Origin of the sequence: Rathayibacter sp. PhB186, assembly GCF_003751825.1 — a bacterium.
Lineage (GTDB): Bacteria > Actinomycetota > Actinomycetes > Actinomycetales > Microbacteriaceae > Rathayibacter > Rathayibacter festucae.
On sequence record NZ_RJKO01000001.1, the window covers coordinates 945594 to 962695 of the forward strand.

Below are 17102 nucleotides of genomic sequence, written 5' to 3' on the forward strand. Positions count from 1 at the left end.
CTGCGACAGGGCCGTCGCTGTGCGACGAGCGGGTTCGGCGGAACATGCTGGTCGAGTAGCCCCGCAGGGGCGTATCGAGACCCGCCCGCCGGGATGACGAAGGGCCGCCCACCGAGGTGGACGGCCCTTCGCGGGAGCGGGTGCTACTCGGCCGGGGCGTCGACGCCGGGCTGCACGGTCGGGGTGGGCAGCGCCGTCTGCGCCGGGTTCGGCGTGGGCGTGAGGGTCGGGCTGGCCGACGGGGCCGGGGTCAGCGTCGCGTAGGCCTCGAGGGCGTTCGTCAGGATCGGGACGAGCAGCTCCTCGCCCTCCTCCGAGCCGTACTGGAAGTAGACGGGGAACAGGCTGCCGGGGATCGTGTCGAGGCCCTCCATGGTGACCGACTCGGTGCTGCCCGGGCGGACCTCCGTGCGACCGGGGACCGCGTCCACCGTGTCGCTGGTGCGGCCCGTGCTCGCCTCGTACTGCACCTCGACGCTCACCGTCTCGTCGGTGTCGTTGACCAGGGAGACGACCAGCGTGCCGGTCTCGCCGTCCTCGGAGATGATCATCGCGTTGCGGATGGCGAGATCGCCGATCGTCGCACCCACCCCGTCGCTCGGGTCGTAGATGGCCCGCGTCGCCTGCGGGGCGACCAGGTTGCAGCCGGCGGTGGCGAACGCGACGCCGACCGCGAGAACGACGGATGCAGCGATGCGCGCCTTCACGGGTTCCTCCAGATCATCGGCTCCGCCCGCCCCGGACAGGGCGGAATCGAGGTGCAGGAGCCGGAAAAAGACTAGCGCAGCCTCGTCGGCGTCCCGGCCGGGCTGCCCCCTCCTCGCGCCCGCTGCTACTGTGACCGGCGGCGAAAGGACGTCCCGTTGAACACCGTCTCCGGATCGGCGCCGACCGCGGCCGTCGTGATCGTCGCCGCAGGCAGCGGCACCCGCCTCGGGCGCGAGCTGCCCAAGGCCTACGTCGAGTGCGCCGGCGTCACCATCCTCGAGCGCAGCCTCCGCACGGTCCTCACTCTCGCCGAGCCGGTCCAGGTCGTCGTCGTCGCACCGGAGCCCCTCGTCGACGCGACCGTCGAGCTGTGCCGCCGCGCCGCCGGGTCCGCCGTCGAGGTCCTCGTCACCGCCGGCGGATCGACCCGCCAGGACTCCGTCGCCCGCGGACTCGCCCTCCTGCACCCGGGAGTCGTCACCGTCCTCGTGCACGACGCCGCCCGGGCCCTCACCCCCGTCGCGCAGTTCGAGCGCGTCCTCGCGGCCGTCCGCTCGACCGGCGGCGGTGCGATCCCGGGCCTGCCCGTCACCGACACCATCAAGCTGGTCGGCACCGACGCGGCGATCCTCGACACGGTCGACCGCTCGCAGCTCGCGGCCGTGCAGACGCCGCAGGGCTTCCCCCGCCGCCTGCTCGACGAGGCCTACGCCGCCGCCGGCCGGGAGTTCACCGACGACGCGGCCCTCCTCGCCGCTCACGGCCGCGGCTCCGTCGTCGTCCCCGGCGATCCGCTCGCCTTCAAGATCACCACGCCCTGGGACCTCGCCCGCGCGGAGCAGCTGCTCGCGCCGCCGCCGTCGTCCGCGGTGCCGCGGGTCGGCATCGGCACCGACGTGCACGCCTTCGACGACGCGTCGCCGCTCTGGCTCGCCGGACTGCACTGGCCGGGGGAGCGCGGACTGTCCGGGCACAGCGACGGCGACCCCGTCGCGCACGCGATCTGCGACGCGCTGCTCGCCGCCGCGAACCTCGGCGACATCGGCTCCCGCTTCGGCACGGACGACCCGAGATTCCAGGACGCGCACGGCGAGGTCTTCCTCCGTGCGACCCGCGAGCTCGTCGAGGCGGCCGGCTTCACGATCGGCAACGTCTCGGTCCAGCTGATCGGCAACCGCCCGAAGTTCTCCCCGCGGCGGGACGAGGCCCAGCAGCTGCTGTCCGCGCTCCTCGGCGCCCCGGTCAGCGTCGCCGCGACGACCTCGGACGCGCTCGGCTTCACCGGGCGCGGGGAGGGGGTCGCTGCCACGGCCACGGCACTCGTCCTCCCCACTCCCGGATCCGCGCACTGATCCACCGCGCCAGCCCGCCGCCCGGCCGCGCCCGCCCCGCCCGGTAAACTCGCGGCGTGACTCTGCGACTGCACGACTCGAAGGCCCAGGCCCTCGTCGACTTCGTCCCCCTCCGCGAGAACGAGGTCGGGATGTACGTCTGCGGACCCACGGTGCAGTCGTCGCCGCACATCGGGCACCTGCGCTCCGCCCTGGTCTACGACCAGCTGCGCCGCTGGCTCGCCTACCGCGGCTACCGGGTCACCCTCGTCCGCAACGTCACGGACATCGACGACAAGATCCTCGCGATCGCCGAGCAGGCCCGCCGCGCGGCCGGCGAGGGCGAGCCCTCGGAGCAGTGGTGGGCGCTCGCCTACCGCGTCGAGCTCGAGTTCACCGCCGCCTACTCCGCGCTCGGCATCCTGCCGCCCACCTACGAGCCGCGCGCGACGGCGAGCATCGCCGAGATGGTCGCGCTCGTGCAGCGCCTGATCGAGCTGGGCCACGCCTACCCCGCTCCCGACGACTCCGGCGACGTCTACTTCGACACCCGCTCCTGGCCGGACTACGGCGCGCTCACGCACCAGCGCCTCGAGAGCATGGAGGCGGCGACCGACGCCGACCCGCGCGGCAAGCGCGACCCGCACGACTTCGCGCTGTGGAAGGGCATGAAGCCCGACGAGCCCGAGTCCGCCTCCTGGGCCTCGCCCTGGGGGAGGGGCCGTCCCGGCTGGCACATCGAGTGCTCCGCCATGTCGACCAAGTACCTCGGCACCCAGTTCGACATCCACGGCGGCGGGCTCGACCTGCGCTTCCCGCACCACGAGAACGAGCTCGCCCAGTCGAGTGCCGCGGGCCACGCCTTCGCCAGCTACTGGCTGCACAACGGGCTCGTCTCGGTCACCGGGCAGAAGATGAGCAAGTCGCTCGGCAACTCCGTCTTCGCCTCCGAGCTGCTCGACTCCGCCCGTCCGCTGGTCGTCCGCTACTACCTCGGCTCCGCGCACTACCGCTCGACGCTCGAGTTCCACGACGGTGCGCTCGAGGAGGCAGAGGCGGCGCTCGAGCGGATCGAGGGCTTCCTCGACCGCTCCCGACGGCGCCTCGAGGGCACCCGCTTCGCCGCCGTCGGCGAGCCGGTCGTGCCCGACGAGTTCGCCGAGGCGATGGACGACGACCTCTCGGTCCCGCAGGCCATCGGCGTCCTGCACGAGACCGTGCGGGCCGGCAACGCCGCCCTCGACGCGGAGGACCTCGGCACGGTGTCCGCGCTGCGCACCCAGGTCCTCGCCATGGCATCGGTCCTCGGGATCGACCCGGAGGCCCCCGAGTGGGCGCGCTCCGACGACGAGCCCACCTACCGGGCCCTCACCGTGCTCGTCGACCGCCTGGTCGCCGAGCGGCAGACCGCGCGCGAGCAGCGCGACTGGGCGGCCGCCGACCGCATCCGAACCGATCTCGCTGCTGCGGGAATCACGATCGAAGACACCCAGACGGGTGCGCATTGGAGTCTCGATGGCGAATAAGCCCGGCCGCCCAGGAGCGGTCCGCAAGAAGAGCAAGGGCAAGGCCGTCGGTTCCGGCGGTCAGGGCCGTCAGGCCCTCGAGGGCAAGAAGCCCACACCCAAGGCCGAGGACCGGCCGTACCACCCCGCGGGCAAGGCGAAGCTGGCGCGCGAGCGCTTCGTCGCCGCCGGCGGCAATGGCCGACCCGGAGCGGCGCTGAACGGCGCGGCCCGCGGCCAGGGCCGTCCGGCCCCGTCGCGGAAGCCCAAGAGCGGCGACGAGTCCGAGATGGTCACCGGCCGCAACTCGGTCCTCGAGGTGCTGCGCGCCAAGATCCCCGCGACGACGCTCTACCTCGCGACGCGCATCGAGATGGACGACCGGGTCAAGGAGGCGCTCAAGCTCGCCACCGCCCGCGGCATCCCCGTCCTCGAGGTCATGCGCCCGGAGCTCGACCGCCTCGCCGGCCCGGACTCCGTGCACCAGGGCCTCGTGCTCAAGGTCCCCCCGTACGAGTACGCGCACCCGAGCGACCTGCTCGAGCGCAGCGTCTCCCGCGGCGTCGTCCCGCTGTTCGTCGCGCTCGACGGCATCACCGACCCGCGCAACCTCGGCGCGATCATCCGCTCCGTCGCGGCCTTCGGCGGGCAGGGCGTCATCGTGCCGCAGCGCCGCTCGGTCGGACTCAACTCGGCGGCCTGGAAGACCTCGGCCGGTGCGGCCGCGCGCGTGCCCGTCGCGATGGCGTCCAACCTCACCGCGATGATCAAGGACTACAAGCGCGACGGCGTCTTCGTCATCGGCCTCGACGGCGACGGCGACACCATGCTGCCGGGCCTCGAGCTCGCCGACCGGCCGCTCCTCGTCGTCGTCGGAAGCGAGGGCAAGGGCCTCTCCCGCCTCGTCACCGAGCAGTGCGACGCCGTCGTCTCCATCCCGATCAGCGCCGCCACCGAATCGCTCAACGCCGGCATCGCGGCGTCGGTCGCGCTCTACGAGATCTCCAAACTCCGCGCCGCCTCCGAATAGCGCGGGCAGCGCGGGCGCCGGCACGGCGATCTGCGGCGTTGTCGTCGGGCGCGATACCGCCGGTATCGCTTCCTCCTCCGCCTTGCAGCTCACCGCGCCTTCGCCCGCGCTGACGCCGGGGGAGGGGGAGGGGGCGCCGCCTTCGGCGAGCGGCAGCAGAGGGACGCCGCCTTCGGCGAGCGAGGGCTGAGGGGGCGCCGCCTTCGGCGAGCGGGGGCGCATGCTGATCGGCCACCGCCGGCTCGGGGGCGCTTCATGCTGATCGAGTAGCCCGCGGAGCGGGCGTATCGAGATCCGCCCATGCCCGGAGTCTGGTCTGCAGGCCGGGCTGCTGGTGACGGTGGGTCTCGATACGCCGCTGCGCGGCTACTCGACCAGCATGGAGGCGCAGGCTGATCGGTCATCGCCGGCCAGGGGGCGCTTCATGCTGATCGGGTAGGCCGCGGAGCGGGCGTATCGAGATCCGCGTCAGCACGCGCCGCGGACGACGGAGGGCTCGTGCCGGATCCGGGATCCGCACGAGCCCTCCGGTGGGCCGGGTCAGACGTTCTTCATCCAGTCGACGTCGGCGTCCTCGTCGGTCAGCTCGGCGTCGCCGGCGCCGTCGATGACGAGGTTCGGCAGGGTGATCGCCTCGGTCGGCGGGGCGATGATCGTCGCCTCGTCGCGGCGGTGCCGCAGGATGTCGTTCACGTAGGCGGTGACCGCCTCCGCCAGCGGCACATCGCGCGCCTGCTGCTGAGACATGAACCAGCGGTGCTCGAGCAGCTGGTGGAACATCTCCGCCGGCTCCAGGCGCCCCTTCAGGTCGCGCGGGATCGAGCGGATGACCGGCTCGAACACCTGCGCGAGCCACTCGTGCGCGACCATCTCCTCGTCCAGCCCCTGCTTGTCGTAGGTGGCGGTGTACGAGTCGAGGTCGTTCAGCAGGCGGCGCGCCTGGTTCTCCTGCGCGTCCAGTCCGGTCAGCCGCAGCAGCCGGCGCTGGTGGTGACCCGCGTCGACGACCTTCGGCTGGATCCGCACGGTCGAGCCCGCCTCGTCGGTCTTGATCGCGAGCTCCTCGATGTCGAAGCCCAGCTCGTTGAGCCGGTTCACCCGGTCGTTGATGCGCCAGCGCTCGGAGGTCGAGAACGACTCCGCCCCGGTCAGCTCCTTCCAGAGGCTGCGGTAGGCGGCGACGATGCCGTCGGACACCGTGATCGGGTCGAGGTCGTCGTCGACGCGGCCGCCCGCCTCGAGGTCGAGCAGCTCGCCGGCGATGTTGACCCGGGCGATCTCGAGGTCGTTCTCGCGCTGGCCGTTGGACAGGCCGCCGGAGTAGAGCTGCCCCGTCTCCGCGTCCACGAGGTACGCCGCGAAGGCGCCGGCGTCGCGCCGGAACAGCGTGTTCGAGAGCGAGACGTCACCCCAGAAGAAGCCGATGACGTGCAGGCGCACCAGCAGCAGCGCCAGCGCGTCGACGAGGCGCGTGGCCGTGTCCGGGCGCAGCGTCTGCGAGAACAGCGCGCGGTAGGGGAGCGAGAACTTGAGGTGCCGCGTGACCAGCACGGCCGGCAGCTCGTCGCCCTCGTCGTCGGTGCGGTTCGTGATCACGGCGCCCGGCACGACGCACGGGACGTCGAGCCGCTGCAGGGTCTTGAGCATCTCGTACTCGCGGCGCGACATCTCCGCCGTCGTCTCCTTCACGGCGACGACGTGCCCGGAGAGGTGTGCGAAGCGGACCGTGTGCCGCGAGATGCCCTTGGGCAGCGCGGCGATGTACTCGTCGGGCCAGTCGTTCAGCCGCAGGTTCCACGGCAGGTCGAGGAGGGCGGGGTCGACCGTGGCCGAGGTGATGTTGAGGGAGCCGGACATGGCGCGCCGTTCGTGTCGGGAGTCGGACGGTGGAGGGGCCCGGACGAACGCTGCCGCCGCCTCGGAGGAGACGGCGGCAGCGTGTGCGCGGGGGCGGAGCCTAGGAGAGGCGCAGTCCCGACTCGCCGTCGAAGATGTGCACGCGGTGGTTCGCGGTCACGTAGACGCGGTCGCCCGCGGTCGGGTGCACGCGGCCGTCGACGCGCGCGACGATGTCGGTGCGGCGACCCTCGACCTCGGTGTGGCCGTAGAGGTAGCCGTCCGAGCCGAGCTCCTCGATCAGGTCGACCTCGATCGGCAGGCCGCCGGGCTGGGTCGAGACGGTGACGTCCTCGGGGCGCACGCCGAGCGTGACGACCTTCTGGGTGGTCTTCGCGAGCGCCTCGCGGGCGATCGGCAGGACCGTGTCGCCGAACTTCACGCCGCCGTCGGTGACGTCCGCGTGGAACAGGTTCATCGCGGGCGAGCCGATGAAGCCGGCCACGAAGACGTTGTTCGGGTTCTCGTAGAGGTCGCGGGGCGTGCCGACCTGCTGGAGCAGTCCGTCCTTGAGGACCGCGATGCGGTCGCCCATGGTGAGGGCCTCGGTCTGGTCGTGGGTGACGTAGACGGTGGTGATGCCCAGGCGGCGCTGGAGCGTGCCGATCTGCGTGCGGGTCTGGACGCGGAGCTTGGCGTCGAGGTTCGACAGCGGCTCGTCCATGAGGAACACCTGCGGCTTGCGGACGATGGCGCGACCCATCGCGACGCGCTGACGCTGGCCACCCGAGAGGGCCTTCGGCTTGCGGTTGAGGTAGGGCTCGAGGTCGAGCATCTTCGCGGCCTCGAGGACCCGCGCGGCGCGCTCGTCCTTGTTGATGCCGGCGATCTTGAGCGCGAAGCCCATGTTCTCGGCGACCGACATGTGCGGGTAGAGCGCGTAGTTCTGGAACACCATCGCGATGTCGCGGTCCTTCGGCGGAACGTCCGTGACGTTGCGGTCGCCGATCAGGATGCGGCCCTCGTTGACCTCTTCGAGGCCGGCGAGCATGCGCAGGGAGGTGGACTTGCCGCAGCCCGAGGGGCCGACGAGGACGAGGAACTCGCCGTCTCCGACCTCGAGGTTCAGCTTGTCGACCGAGGCACGCGTGGCCCCGGGGTAGACGCGGGACGCGTTGTCATAGGTTACGGACGCCATTGTTCTTGCTCCTTCACCGGCAGGTACGTGCCGGACGATCCGAGTGAATGGAAGTGACGGTCGTCGTCGCGTGGGCGACTCCGACCAACCGTCACAGTATGCCACGGAGCGCCGGAGCGGGGAGCCTGGGCCCGATGCCGGGCGCCGGGGGCCTGCGGTATCCGTCGTTTGGAGGTTTCCCAGGGCTCGCGCGTAGGATTCCGGCGAGTCGCAGCCCGGCGGCACTTCTTCCTCTCTCATTCGGAGCGTTCTTGTCATGACCATCGGCGGAGCCAACGACCGTCTCTCGAAGAACCAGCGTCGAGAGGCCGCCCGCGAGAAGGCCCGCCGACTCCGCGAGCAGCAGAAGCGACGCGACCGCGTCAGCCGCTTCGCCCTGCAGGGCGGTCTCGCGATCGTGGTGATCGCCATCGTCGCGGTCGTCGTCTTCGCAGTCACCTCGAGCATCCGCCCGGCCGGCCCCGGCCCCGCCAACATGGCGAGCGACGGCGTCCTCGTCACGGAGGGCCTGGTGGCCTCGACGACGCCGGCGATCCCCGCCGACGGCACCCCCACCCCGAGCGCGCTCGACACCTCCACGGGCACCGTCGACATCCGGGTCTACCTCGACTACCTCTGCCCCTACTGCGGCCAGTTCGAGCAGACCAACGGCGACCAGATCAAGGAGTGGGTCACCAGCGGCGCCGCGACGGTCGAGATCCACCCGATCGCCATCCTGACCACCCGCTCGAACGGCACCAAGTACTCGGAGCGCGCGGCCAACGCCGCGGCCTGCGTCGCCGACCGGTCGCCCGACTCCTTCTTCGACTTCAACGCGGCGCTGTTCGCCGAGCAGCCGGCGGAGGGCACCGACGGCCTCTCGGACGACCAGCTCAAGCAGGCCGCCGCCGACGCGGGTGTCGAGGACACCGCCGCGGTGAACTCCTGCATCGACGACCAGTCCTTCGTCAGCTGGGTGCGCGCGGCCACCGAGCGCGCCACCTCCGGCCCGCTGCCGGGCACCGAGGTCGCCTCCGTCTCGGGCACGCCGACGGTCCTCGTCAACGGCGAGGCGTACACCGGCTCGCTCACCGACGCGGACGCCTTCAGCTCCTTCGTGCTCTCGGCCGCCGCCGACACCTACTCCTCGGCCACCCCGACCCCGACGCCCGCCGCGGGCTAGACCGCGAACCCGCTGAGACGGGTCGGAACACGCGAAGGGCCCCGGGAGACCGGGGCCCTTCGTCGTGCTCCTCGGGAGGCCTGAGCCCGGTCGCCACGGGGACGCGCTGCGGGACGGAGGACGGTCCACGATCGCGCGACAGCCGATTCCGCGCCTCCGCGTCGGCTATTCGCGCTCGTGGATAGGCTCACCCGATCTCTCCGGGGGGCCGCCATGACCACGCCGCACATCGTGACGCCGACGACCGCCGGCACACCGATCGTCGAGGGCGTCCAGGCCCTGCGCTTCGTCGCGGCTCTCCTGGTCGTCATCGCGCACGCGACGTTCTACGCGCACGAGCGCCTCGACGACTCGATCGCCGTCTGGAACGGGGCCGCCGCGGGTGTCGACGTCTTCTTCATCGTCTCCGGCTTCGTGATGGCGGTCACCGCGGGTCCCTTCGAGGTGCGGGGCGGCTGGCGGTTCTTCGCCGTCCGCCGCGTGATCCGGATCGTCCCGCTGTACTGGATCGCCACGACCCTGAAGATCGCGTCGCTCCTCATCCTGCCCGGGGCAGTGCTGCACGCCGCCCTCACCCCGTGGTCGGGAGTCGCGTCCTACCTCTTCCTGCCCGCGCGCAACCCCGACGGCGCTGTGGAGCCGCTCCTCGGCGTCGGGTGGACCCTCACCTACGAGACGGCCTTCTACGCGGTCTTCACTCTCGGGCTGCTCCTGCGGCGGAACGTCCTCGTGTTCGCGTCGACGGTCGTGCTCGTCGTCGCGTCGGGCCATCTCCTCCGCCCCGCCGAGGACTGGCCGGCCTGGGCGGTCTACTTCGACCCGCTCGTCCTGTACTTCGCGGTCGGCATGGCGATCGGGAGGATCGCCGGGCTCCCGCGCGCGCGCCGCGGCCTGCTCCTCGCGCTGGGCGCCGCCGCCGTGTTCACCGTCGTCGCGGCTCTCGCGCCGGAGGGGATCTCCTGGGAGCGCGACGCGCTCTTCCGGAAGGGGATCGTCACCGCCGCGTTCGTCGCGGTGGTCCTGGCCGAACCGCTCTTCCGGCGGCTCGCATCGCGTCGTGGCGCGAACCGCGTCCTCCGGCGACCGCTGCTCGCCCTGGGCGAGGCGTCCTACAGCCTGTACCTCTTCCATCCCCTGATCGGGCCGGTCGTGCCCGCCGTCCTGGCACTGATCGGCCTGCGATCGGGAGCGCTCTCCGTCGCAGGCACGATCGCCGTCTCGCTGATCGCCGGGATCGTGATCCACCGCTGGGTCGAGAGGCCGCTCACGCGGAGGCTGCGAGGACTGCCGTACGCCGGACTGCCGCCGGACGGCCTGAAGCAGCAGGGGGTCGCGGGGGAGTGGGCGGCCGATCGGCTGCTCACGAGGCCGCCTCGGAGCCGACGACGGGACTTGAACCCGTAACCGCCCGATTACAAGTCGGGTGCGCTACCAATTGCGCCACGTCGGCAGGTGCGTCACCGCACCGGGCCACCCTATCGCGGGGCCGGAAGTCGCCTCGGCTCCGGCCCGCGCGGGCGGATCACGGCTCGAGGATGCTCAGGTGCCGCTCGGCCGGCGTCGGCCGCTTCGGCCCGCCGATCTTGCCGTCGGGCCGGCCGACGTACAGCCAGCCGAGGAGCTCCTCGCCCTTCTCCAGGCGGTGCGCCTTCCGCACGGCCTTGGCGCGGGTGTACGAGCCGGTGCGCCAGAAGACGCCCCACCCCGCCTCGTCGAGCAGCAGGCTGAGCAAGTGCGCGACGCCCGAGGCGACGGCCTCCTGCTCCCAGGCGGGCACCTTCGACTTCTTCACGCTCACGACGACCGCGAGGAGGAGGGAGGCGCGGTGCGTCTTCTCGATGTGCTTGCGCGCGTCCTTCTTGTCGCCGGACGCGGCGGCGAAGCTGCGCCCGATGCGGTCGCGCGCCGCCCCGCGGATCTCGATGACCCGCCAGGGCCGGAGCGAGCTGTGGTCCGCGAGCCGCGAGGCGGCCGAGACGTACGCCGCGATCTCCTCGTGCCCCGGCGCCTCCGCGGTCACCTTCGAGCGGGAGCGCCGGGCCAGGACGGCCTCGAGCACGGGAGTCGCGGACACGGTCACTCGCCCTCGGTCGTGAAGTTCATCGCGATCGAGTTCATGCAGTAGCGGTCTCCCGTGGGCGTGCCGAAGCCGTCCGGGAAGACGTGGCCCAGGTGCGAGCCGCAGTTGGCGCAGCGGACCTCGGTGCGGACCATGCCGAGGGTGCTGTCCTCGATGAGCTGCACCGCGTCGGGGCGGATGGACTCGTAGAAGCTCGGCCAGCCGCAGCCGGAGTCGAACTTGGTGCCGCTCTTGAACAGCTCGGCGTGGCACGCCGCGCAGGTGTAGAGCCCCTCGCGGTGCTCATCGAGCAGCTCGCCGGTCCACGGGCGCTCAGTGGCGGCCTGGCGCAGCACCGAGTACTGCTCGCGGTCGAGCTCCTCGCGCCACTCGGCGTCGGTCTTGTTGACGGAATACGACGACATGGGTCTCCCTAGGAATCCTGGTCAGTGTACGGGGGAGGGCGCTCCCCTCTCCTCTCGTAAACTCTCCGCCGTGCAGCTGAATTCCGTGATCTCGAAGGCGTGGAGCGAACTCACGACCGAGGAGGTCTACGCGTTCGCGCGGCTGCGGACCGACGTGTTCCTGCGCGAGCAGCGGGTCGACGACGAGGAGCTCGACGGCCGCGATCTGGAGCCGACGACGCGGCACTGGTGGATCGCCGACGAGCGCGGCACGGCGGCCTACCTCCGCACCCTCCGGGACGAGCGGCCCGAGCACCGCGACGCCCACCGGGTGATCGGGCGGGTGGTGACCCGGGCCGACCGGCGGGGCGAGGGCCTCGCGCACCGACTGGTGAGCGCGGTCCTGGAGCGCCACGGGGACGAGCCGCTCCTGCTCCACGCTCAGTCCTACATCGCGGGTCTCTACGCGCGGTCGGGCTTCGAGCCGTTCGGCGACGAGTTCGACGAGGCGGGCATCCCACACATCGGCATGTACCGGAGCGCCTCAGCCGCCGCCGAGCCGTCCCTCCCTACTGTGGAGGGATGAGCAGGGCCACGGACGTCGAGCGCAGCACAGGCGCCGTCCTGTCCGAGCGGGACCGCCGCGTCCTCGAGTTCGAGGGCGAGTGGACGGCCCGCGCCGGAGACAAGGACGACGCGATCCGCGAGAGGTTCGGCCTCTCGGTCGCCCGCTACTATCAGGTGCTCAGCGCGGTTCTGGCCTCACCGGCCGCCCTCGCGCACGACCCGATGCTCGTCAAGCGGCTGCAGCGCATCCGCGACGGGCGCGCCGGCGCCCGCGCCGCGCGCCGCCTCGGGCGCCCCGAGTAGACGAGCTGCTCGGGCCCACGAACGGAAGGCCGGCCGTACCGACGATGACCACCACCGCTCTGAAGGACCGCTTCGACGAGATCCCGGCCACCGAGGGCCGCGTCGGCGCCCACCGTCGCCCGCCCGCCCCGCACGCCCGGGCCGTCGCCCTGGCCTGGGCGGCGCTGGCGACCGGAGTGATCGTGCTGCTCGGGTTCATCGGACTGCTGGTGATCGACAACCGGGTGCAGTTCAACGACGTCTTCACACCGCCCACCGGCATCGCCGAGACGGAGGCGACCCCGGCGGTGACGCCGACCGTCGACCCGACCCTCGCGATCGCGGTCCTGAACGGCACGGCGACGGCGGGCCTCGCCGCGAACGCCGGGGACGCGCTGGCCGCTGCGGGCTGGAGCGTGCCCACGGTCGCGAACGCGAACACCGAGGACGAGGCGGCCACCACCGTCTACTACACCGACCCGCGACTCGAGGGAGCGGCGCTCGGCGTCGTCCAGTCGCTCGGCGTCGGGACGATCGTCCTGACCGCGGACTTCGTCGAGACCGGCGCCGTCGTCGTCGTGCTCGGCTCGGACTACCCGACGCCGTAGCGAGAGGCCGCGAGCGCCCCCGGAACACGGTCGTCGAGCCGCTCTCCGGGGGTGCTCTGTTTCCGGCACGTTTAATTCATGTTGAATCCCGGACAACTCTTTCCCCCGGGCGCTTTCTGCCCCATTCCGGGCCGAAACGCTGGCTTATGCTCCCTAGTCAGGCACCTGCGCATCGCTCGTGTCGCAGGCAGCACAGCACTTTGGGAGTGAGAGATGGCGAACGGAACCGTCAAGTGGTTCAACTCTGAGAAGGGCTACGGCTTCATCACGGTCGACGGCGGCGGACAGGACGTGTTCGTCCACTACTCCGCCATCGACATGTCGGGATACAAGGTCCTCGAAGAGGGCCAGCACGTCGCGTTCGAGGTCGGCACCGGGTCCAAGGGTCCGCAGGCCGAATCGGTGCGCGTGGTCTGAGGCCCCCGCCCTGCCTGGAGCCGTCGTCCGCCTCGTGCGGACGGCGGCTCCTCGCGTTGCGCCAGGCGCCGACGTCACTTGCACTCCTCCCGGGTGAGTGCCAGAATCGCTGTTGGCACTCGCTCCAGTCGAGTGCCAACGACGGAATTCCCCTGACGTCCGGGAGGGACGAAGAACACACATGGCCAAGATCATTGCTTTTGACGAAGAAGCCCGCCGCGGCCTCGAGCGTGGACTCAACACCCTGGCCGATGCGGTCAAGGTGACCCTCGGCCCGCGCGGCCGCAACGTCGTGCTCGAGAAGAAGTGGGGCGCCCCCACCATCACGAACGACGGCGTCTCGATCGCCAAGGAGATCGAGCTCGACGAGCCGTACGAGAAGATCGGCGCCGAGCTCGTCAAGGAGGTCGCCAAGAAGACCGACGACGTCGCCGGCGACGGCACCACCACCGCGACCGTCCTCGCCCAGGCGCTCGTCCGCGAGGGCCTGCGCAACGTCGCGGCCGGCGCCGACCCGATCAGCCTGAAGAAGGGCATCGAGAAGGCCGTCAAGGCCGTCACCGCCGAGCTCGTCGCCGGTGCCAAGGCGATCGAGACCAAGGAGGAGATCGCGGCCACGGCCTCCATCTCCGCCGCGGACCCCGAGATCGGCGCGATCATCGCCGAGGCGATCGACAAGGTCGGCAAGGAGGGCGTCGTCACCGTCGAGGAGTCGAACACCTTCGGCACCGAGCTCGAGCTGACCGAGGGCATGCGCTTCGACAAGGGCTACCTGTCGCAGTACTTCGTCACGGACCCCGACCGCCAGGAGGCCGTGTTCGAGGACCCGTACATCCTGATCGTCAACTCCAAGGTCTCGAACATCAAGGACCTCCTCCCCGTCGTCGACAAGGTGATCCAGGCGGGCAAGCAGCTGCTGATCATCGCCGAGGACGTCGACGGCGAGGCGCTGGCGACCCTGGTCGTCAACAAGATCCGTGGCATCTTCAAGTCGGTCGCCGTCAAGGCCCCCGGCTTCGGCGACCGTCGCAAGGCGCAGCTCCAGGACATCGCGATCCTCACCGGCGGCCAGGTCATCTCCGAGGAGGTCGGCCTCAAGCTCGAGAACGTCACCCTCGACCTGCTCGGCTCGGCCCGCAAGGTCGTCATCACCAAGGACGAGACCACGATCGTCGAGGGTGCCGGCGACGCCGAGGCCATCGCCGGTCGCGTCGCGCAGATCCGCGGCGAGATCGAGAACACCGACAGCGACTACGACCGCGAGAAGCTCCAGGAGCGCCTCGCGAAGCTCGCCGGTGGCGTCGCCGTCATCAAGGCCGGAGCTGCGACCGAGGTCGAGCTCAAGGAGCGCAAGCACCGCATCGAGGACGCCGTCCGCAACGCGAAGGCCGCCGTCGAGGAGGGCATCGTCGCCGGTGGTGGCGTCGCCCTCATCCAGGCCGGCAAGCTCGCCTTCGAGAAGCTCGAGCTGGTCGGAGACGAGGCGACCGGCGCGAACATCGTCAAGGTCGCCATCGACGCGCCGCTCAAGCAGATCGCGCTGAACGCCGGTCTCGAGCCGGGTGTCGTCGCCGCCAAGGTCCGCGAGCTGCCCACCGGACACGGCCTCAACGCCGCGACCGGCGAGTACGTCGACCTGATCGCCGCCGGCATCATCGACCCGGTCAAGGTCACGCGCTCCGCTCTGCAGAACGCCGCCTCGATCGCCGGTCTGTTCCTCACCACCGAGGCCGTCGTCGCCGACAAGCCCGAGCGGAACCCCGTCGCCGCAGGCGGAGACCCCACGGGTGGCATGGACTTCTAGTCCGACCCGAACGACGCAGAAGGCGGTTCCCCTCCGGGGGAGCCGCCTTCGGCGTTCCCGGGTGGCGTCCTCGGCCCGCAGTCGGTCGAGGACGCCACCGGCGGGTCAGAACGCGAACAGGCGCGCGTTGGCCTCCTCGGTCTCCGCGTACTGCTGCCCCGCCGCCCCCAGGGCGAGCGCGATCGACTCGAGCCCGTCGTCGACCTGCCCCTGCGTGGTCCGCCAGAGGCCGACCACCCCCTGGAACGCGGTCGAGGCCTGCCCCGTCCACGAGCTCTCGAGGCCGGTGAGCAGGCCGAGCATGCCGGCCACCTCGGCGCGGATACGGTCCGCGGAGCCGTGGATCGAGCCGCTCGCGGTGCTGATCGCCTCGATGTCGGTCTGGAAGTGGGTCATGTCAGGTCCTCTCACTCGTCCGCGCCGTTCGGCGCGTGGGAGAGAACCTAGGGCGGACCGCGTCGGCCGCGCGGGCCGTCAGGCCGCAGCTGGGGACGGATCGCCGTCCGGGTCGACGGTGAGGAGAGGCAGAGCGACCCGGAAGGTGGCGCCGCCGCCGGGAGTCTCGACGACGTCGACACGGCCCTTGTGCGCCGCGACGATGGAGGAGACGATCGCGAGCCCCAGGCCGCTGCCGCCGGTCTCGCGGGTGCGCGAGGTGTCGGCGCGCCAGAAGCGCTGGAAGATCTTCTCCCGGATCTGCGGCGGGATGCCCTCGCCGTGGTCGATGACCTCGAGGAACGCCAGCCTCCGCGCGCGGTCGACGGCGACGCCGACCTCGATCGGGGTGTCCTCGGGGGTGTAGCGGACGGCGTTGCCGATCAGGTTGGTCAGCACCTGGCGGATCTTGTTCTCCTCCGCCATCACGAGCGCCGGGACGCCGACCTGCTCGGGCTCGGGGGCAGTGCCCGCCGCGAGGTCCTCGGCCGGCACGCGTCGCGGGCGGCGGCGGAAGCGCGCGAGGCGCGCGCCGGCGGCCGCGATCGGGCCGGTGAGCCCGGCGGCGGCCGGAACCTCCATGGTCTGGGTCGCGGTGCCGGACGGCTCGTCCATCTCGAGCGCGGGGGTCTCGACGGGGGTGTCGTCGCGGGTCTCGACGCCGAAGTCGCGGTCCGGCCAGGAGGCCATCGCGTCCATGGCGGCGTCGCGGGCGAGGGGCATCAGGTCGACGGGGGAGAGGGCGAGCGGCTTGGTCTCGTCGAGGCGGGCGAGCTCGAGGAGGTCCTCCACGAGGCCGCCCATCCGGATCGCCTCCTTCTCGATGCGCTCCATCGCCTGGCCGACCGCCTCGGGCGTCTGCAGCGCGCCCATCCGGTAGAGCTCGGCGTAGCCGCGGACGGAGACGAGGGGGGTGCGCAACTCGTGGCTCGCGTCGCCGACGAAGCGGCGCATCTGGTCGATGGTGCGGGCGCGGTCGCGGAAGGCGCTGTCGATGCGCACCAGCATCGCGTTGAGCGAGCGGTTGAGGCGGCCGACCTCGGTGTTCGGCGTGGTGCCGTCCAGGCGCTGGCTGAAGTCGCCGTCGGCGATCGCGGCGGCGGTCTGCTCGACCTGGCGCAGGGGAGCGAACGTGGTGGTGACGAGCAGCCGCGTCAGCATCGCGCCGATGACGACGATCGCGACGCCGAACCCGAGGAAGATCGTCAGGTAGATCGTCATGATGTTGTCGATGTCGCGGGTCGACGTGGCGAGCAGCAGCGTCTGGTAGTCGTTCCCGCGGGAGTAGACCGTCGAGACGGCGTGGTACTCGATCCGGTCGTTGACGCTCATCAGCGTGTTCGACTCGCTGGAGGCGTTCAGAGCCTCCTCGATCGTGTAGCGCGAGGGGAAGGCGGGGTCGGTGCCCTGCGCAGCGTTGGAGTAGACGAGCGTCCCCGAGGAGTCGTACACGGCGCCGTAGTAGTCGTCGGACTCGGAGAACTGCGAGACCCCCTGTGCCGACAGGTCGGTCGCCACCTTCTGCACCTTGTCCGCGAGCTGCGCGTCGAGCTGGGAGATCAGCTGCGGCTTCAGCATCGTCATCGTGCCGATGCCGGAGACCAGCAGGCCGAGCGTCAGCAGGAGGACGGTGACGGCCGTGATCTTCGTGCGCAGCGAGATGGAGTTCCACCGCTCGGCCAGACCCTGGTGCATGGCGGTGGAACTCCCTCGAGATCGTGCGGGCGCCCGCCCCCTCACGGGGCCGGCGCCGGGG

The 17102-nt window shown here is 71.5% G+C and carries 17 protein-coding genes and 1 tRNA gene; 10 read left to right on the plus strand and 8 right to left on the minus strand.

Annotation, left to right across the window (positions count from 1 at the left end; all coding sequences use genetic code 11):
• Nucleotides 1–143: 143 nt before the first annotated feature.
• Nucleotides 144–707, minus strand: coding sequence for a hypothetical protein (locus EDF45_RS04485; protein ID WP_123445155.1), 564 nt, complete (start codon nucleotides 705–707; stop codon nucleotides 144–146).
• Nucleotides 708–863: 156 nt separating this feature from the next.
• Here EDF45_RS04485 and ispD point away from each other — a divergent pair, with 156 nt between their 5' ends.
• The 3 genes from ispD to rlmB are packed head-to-tail and all read left to right on the plus strand — an operon-like array spanning nucleotide 864 to nucleotide 4574.
• On the plus strand, nucleotides 864–2060 hold the full coding sequence (gene ispD / locus EDF45_RS04490; RefSeq protein ID WP_123735102.1) for a 2-C-methyl-D-erythritol 4-phosphate cytidylyltransferase: 1197 nt from the start codon (nucleotides 864–866) through the stop codon (nucleotides 2058–2060).
• Nucleotides 2061–2116: 56 nt separating this feature from the next.
• Nucleotides 2117–3565 carry a cysteine--tRNA ligase gene (cysS, locus tag EDF45_RS04495; RefSeq protein WP_123445157.1) on the plus strand — a complete coding sequence of 483 codons (1449 nt, stop codon included), beginning with the start codon at nucleotides 2117–2119 and terminating at the stop codon, nucleotides 3563–3565.
• Nucleotides 3555–4574 (plus strand): 23S rRNA (guanosine(2251)-2'-O)-methyltransferase RlmB, encoded by a 1020-nt coding sequence (gene rlmB, locus EDF45_RS04500; RefSeq protein ID WP_123735103.1) that lies wholly within the window; start codon nucleotides 3555–3557, stop codon nucleotides 4572–4574. The genes cysS and rlmB overlap by 11 nt, the downstream gene beginning before the upstream one ends.
• A 540-nt stretch (nucleotides 4575–5114) precedes the next feature.
• Here rlmB and EDF45_RS04505 read toward each other — a convergent pair.
• Together EDF45_RS04505 and EDF45_RS04510 are read right to left on the minus strand one after the other, a co-directional pair.
• Nucleotides 5115–6431 carry a DUF4032 domain-containing protein gene (locus EDF45_RS04505; protein ID WP_123445159.1) on the minus strand — a complete coding sequence of 439 codons (1317 nt, stop codon included), beginning with the start codon at nucleotides 6429–6431 and terminating at the stop codon, nucleotides 5115–5117.
• A 100-nt stretch (nucleotides 6432–6531) separates the two neighbouring features.
• Nucleotides 6532–7608, minus strand: a complete 1077-nt coding sequence (locus EDF45_RS04510; protein ID WP_123702257.1) for an ABC transporter ATP-binding protein — start codon at nucleotides 7606–7608, stop codon at nucleotides 6532–6534.
• A gap of 256 nt (nucleotides 7609–7864) precedes the next feature.
• Here EDF45_RS04510 and EDF45_RS04515 point away from each other — a divergent pair, with 256 nt between their 5' ends.
• Nucleotides 7865–8770 (plus strand): thioredoxin domain-containing protein, encoded by a 906-nt coding sequence (locus EDF45_RS04515; RefSeq protein WP_123735104.1) that lies wholly within the window; start codon nucleotides 7865–7867, stop codon nucleotides 8768–8770.
• A 213-nt stretch (nucleotides 8771–8983) separates the two neighbouring features.
• Nucleotides 8984–10174: an acyltransferase gene (locus EDF45_RS04520; RefSeq protein WP_123735105.1), complete on the plus strand. Its 1191-nt coding sequence runs from the start codon at nucleotides 8984–8986 to the stop codon at nucleotides 10172–10174.
• Here the strand turns inward: EDF45_RS04520 and EDF45_RS04525 are convergent.
• From EDF45_RS04525 to msrB, 3 genes are all read right to left on the minus strand, one after another.
• A tRNA-Thr gene (locus tag EDF45_RS04525) sits at nucleotides 10148–10220 on the minus strand. The two genes, EDF45_RS04520 and EDF45_RS04525, sit on opposite strands and share 27 nt — an antisense overlap.
• Nucleotides 10221–10292: 72 nt before the next feature.
• Nucleotides 10293–10850: a nitroreductase family protein gene (locus EDF45_RS04530; RefSeq protein ID WP_123733794.1), complete on the minus strand. Its 558-nt coding sequence runs from the start codon at nucleotides 10848–10850 to the stop codon at nucleotides 10293–10295.
• Entirely contained in the window at nucleotides 10847–11254 is a 408-nt protein-coding gene (msrB, locus tag EDF45_RS04535; RefSeq protein ID WP_123445164.1) for a peptide-methionine (R)-S-oxide reductase MsrB, read from the minus strand. The genes EDF45_RS04530 and msrB overlap by 4 nt, the downstream gene beginning before the upstream one ends.
• 70 nt (nucleotides 11255–11324) lie before the next feature.
• Here msrB and EDF45_RS04540 point away from each other — a divergent pair, with 70 nt between their 5' ends.
• From EDF45_RS04540 to groL, 5 genes are all read left to right on the plus strand, one after another.
• On the plus strand, nucleotides 11325–11819 hold the full coding sequence (locus EDF45_RS04540; RefSeq protein ID WP_243582848.1) for a GNAT family N-acetyltransferase: 495 nt from the start codon (nucleotides 11325–11327) through the stop codon (nucleotides 11817–11819).
• A complete protein-coding gene (locus tag EDF45_RS04545; protein WP_123445166.1) occupies nucleotides 11816–12103 on the plus strand; it encodes a DUF3263 domain-containing protein in 288 nt (95 codons plus the stop codon). Before EDF45_RS04540 ends, EDF45_RS04545 begins: the two co-directional genes overlap by 4 nt.
• Before the next feature lie 44 nt (nucleotides 12104–12147).
• The gene (locus tag EDF45_RS04550; protein WP_123735106.1) at nucleotides 12148–12690 is read left to right on the plus strand and encodes a LytR C-terminal domain-containing protein; all 543 of its coding nucleotides are present in this window, start codon (nucleotides 12148–12150) and stop codon (nucleotides 12688–12690) included.
• A gap of 213 nt (nucleotides 12691–12903) precedes the next feature.
• Complete coding sequence (locus EDF45_RS04555) at nucleotides 12904–13107, plus strand: cold-shock protein (RefSeq protein WP_123445168.1); 204 nt, start codon at nucleotides 12904–12906, stop codon at nucleotides 13105–13107.
• Nucleotides 13108–13288: 181 nt separating this feature from the next.
• Nucleotides 13289–14911, plus strand: coding sequence for a chaperonin GroEL (gene groL, locus EDF45_RS04560; protein WP_123445169.1), 1623 nt, complete (start codon nucleotides 13289–13291; stop codon nucleotides 14909–14911).
• Between the two features lie 105 nt (nucleotides 14912–15016).
• On the opposite strand, the gene EDF45_RS04565 is transcribed toward groL, so the two are convergent.
• Together EDF45_RS04565 and EDF45_RS04570 are read right to left on the minus strand one after the other, a co-directional pair.
• On the minus strand, nucleotides 15017–15307 hold the full coding sequence (locus EDF45_RS04565; protein WP_123735107.1) for a WXG100 family type VII secretion target: 291 nt from the start codon (nucleotides 15305–15307) through the stop codon (nucleotides 15017–15019).
• Nucleotides 15308–15385: 78 nt separating this feature from the next.
• Complete coding sequence (locus EDF45_RS04570; protein WP_123735108.1) at nucleotides 15386–17041, minus strand: cell wall metabolism sensor histidine kinase WalK; 1656 nt, start codon at nucleotides 17039–17041, stop codon at nucleotides 15386–15388.
• Nucleotides 17042–17102: the final 61 nt, after the last annotated feature.

Coding starts and splice junctions, on each gene's coding strand:
- rlmB (WP_123735103.1), top strand. CDS start 3,555: ATGGCGAATAAGCCCGGCCGCCCAGGAGCGGTCCGCAAGAAGAGCAAG.
- EDF45_RS04505 (WP_123445159.1), bottom strand. CDS start 6,431: ATGTCCGGCTCCCTCAACATCACCTCGGCCACGGTCGACCCCGCCCTC.
- EDF45_RS04510 (WP_123702257.1), bottom strand. CDS start 7,608: ATGGCGTCCGTAACCTATGACAACGCGTCCCGCGTCTACCCCGGGGCC.
- EDF45_RS04515 (WP_123735104.1), top strand. CDS start 7,865: ATGACCATCGGCGGAGCCAACGACCGTCTCTCGAAGAACCAGCGTCGA.
- EDF45_RS04520 (WP_123735105.1), top strand. CDS start 8,984: ATGACCACGCCGCACATCGTGACGCCGACGACCGCCGGCACACCGATC.
- msrB (WP_123445164.1), bottom strand. CDS start 11,254: ATGTCGTCGTATTCCGTCAACAAGACCGACGCCGAGTGGCGCGAGGAG.
- EDF45_RS04545 (WP_123445166.1), top strand. CDS start 11,816: ATGAGCAGGGCCACGGACGTCGAGCGCAGCACAGGCGCCGTCCTGTCC.
- EDF45_RS04550 (WP_123735106.1), top strand. CDS start 12,148: ATGACCACCACCGCTCTGAAGGACCGCTTCGACGAGATCCCGGCCACC.
- EDF45_RS04555 (WP_123445168.1), top strand. CDS start 12,904: ATGGCGAACGGAACCGTCAAGTGGTTCAACTCTGAGAAGGGCTACGGC.
- groL (WP_123445169.1), top strand. CDS start 13,289: ATGGCCAAGATCATTGCTTTTGACGAAGAAGCCCGCCGCGGCCTCGAG.
- EDF45_RS04565 (WP_123735107.1), bottom strand. CDS start 15,307: ATGACCCACTTCCAGACCGACATCGAGGCGATCAGCACCGCGAGCGGC.
- EDF45_RS04570 (WP_123735108.1), bottom strand. CDS start 17,041: ATGCACCAGGGTCTGGCCGAGCGGTGGAACTCCATCTCGCTGCGCACG.